A 1534-nucleotide genomic window follows, 5' to 3' on the forward strand; every position below is an offset into this window, starting at 1 on the left:
TATCTCTGCTGACTTTTCGCCCTTTTAAGACTCGCTTTCGCTTCGGCTCCGGACCTTAAATCCTTAACCTTGCCGGCAGCGATAACTCGCCGGACCGTTCTACAAAAAGTACGCGGTCGGACTTTCGTCCTTCCACAGCTTGTAAACACAGGGTTTCAGGTTCTCTTTCACTCCCCTCCCGGGGTCCTTTTCACCTTTCCTTCACAGTACTCTCGCTAGCGGTCACTGAGTAGTATTTAGCCTTGGGGGGTGGTCCCCCCTCCTTCCTGCCAGCTTCCACGTGTCTGACAGTACTCCGGATCCCGCGCCATTCTTCAAGCTTCGTGTAAGGGGCTCTCACCCTCTATGGCGGCGCTTTCCAGCGCGCTTCCACTCCCTCTTCGAACTTTTTCGCGGTCCTTACCCCGCGGTGCACGCACCGCGGTTTGGGCTCCTCCGATTTCGCTCGCCGCTACTCTCGGAATCACGGTTGTTTTCTCTTCCTCCGCCTACTGAGATGTTTCAGTTCGGCGGGTTCCCTCCGCATGGCTATGGATTTACCCTGCGGTACCGGAGGGTTACTCCGGTGGGTTTCCCCATTCAGATATCGGCGGATCACCTCGTATTTGCCAATCCCCGCCGCTTTTCGCAGCTTATCACGTCTTTCTTCAGCTCTCAGTGCCTGGGCATTCACCCTGTGCTCTTTTCGCTTAACCATTCCCGGATTCCTCCGGGTGAGACACTAGCGTGTGTCTCTTTGTCTTCTCTCTGCGGATGTCTCCACCCGCAGCCTCAGATGTCTTACTCTTTGATTGCAATATGCGGTTTTCAAGGTACGATACGGATTCACGGCGATGTCCGATCTCAGCGCCAAAATCAAAACCTTTGGTGCCCGGATCGAAAGGAACCGGAATCCTCGATATGCCTCTCTTTCAACGCTTCCAGCGGAAGGGAAAAGCGGCATATCCTCCGCGCCTTCTCTCTTTCCCTCTCGGGAAAGCAAAAGCGCGATACGGCCCGGAGGTCATGAGCCCCCTGTGCTCTTCGCAGAGCCGTTATAAAAATGTCTGGCATCCACTTATCTTCCCATGCCATTGCCAGCGTAGTATTTTCAGCCGCCCGGGGCTTAACCGTCGTGTTCGGGATGGGTACGGGTGTTTCCCCCCGGCGCATCAACACCAGACATTCTCTTGACCTTATCAAGAATCGAATCCTACACAGACCCCTACTCTATCCTTAGAAAGGAGGTGATCCAGCCGCACCTTCCGATACGGCTACCTTGTTACGACTTCACCCCAGTTATCTGTCCTGCCTTCGGCAGCTCCCTCTTTTGGGTCACTGACTTCGGGCATTACCGACTCCCATGGTGTGACGGGCGGTGTGTACAAGACCCGGGAACGGATTCACCGCGGCATGCTGATCCGCGATTACTAGCGATTCCGGCTTCGTGCAGTCGAGTTGCAGACTGCAGTCCGAACTGAGACGGTATTTTTGAGATTTGCTCCGGGTCGCCCCCTCGCTTCCCTCTGTTTCCGCCATTGTAGCACGTGTGTCG

General features: G+C 55.1%; 2 rRNA genes and 2 other annotated features. Both genes read right to left on the bottom strand.

Annotated elements, in window-relative coordinates:
• Positions 1-696: ribosomal RNA gene (locus GCWU000341_RS00005) — 23S ribosomal RNA — on the bottom strand; the annotation flags it as partial.
• Positions 697-1044: 348 nt separating this feature from the next.
• Positions 1045-1162, bottom strand: a 5S ribosomal RNA gene (gene rrf, locus GCWU000341_RS00015).
• A gap of 70 nt (positions 1163-1232) precedes the next feature.
• Positions 1233-1360: a sequence feature (16S ribosomal RNA rRNA prediction is too short), on the bottom strand.
• Between the two features lie 18 nt (positions 1361-1378).
• Positions 1379-1534: a sequence feature (16S ribosomal RNA rRNA prediction is too short), on the bottom strand.

This window comes from Oribacterium sp. oral taxon 078 str. F0262, from assembly GCF_000160135.1.
Lineage (GTDB): Bacteria > Bacillota > Clostridia > Lachnospirales > Lachnospiraceae > Oribacterium.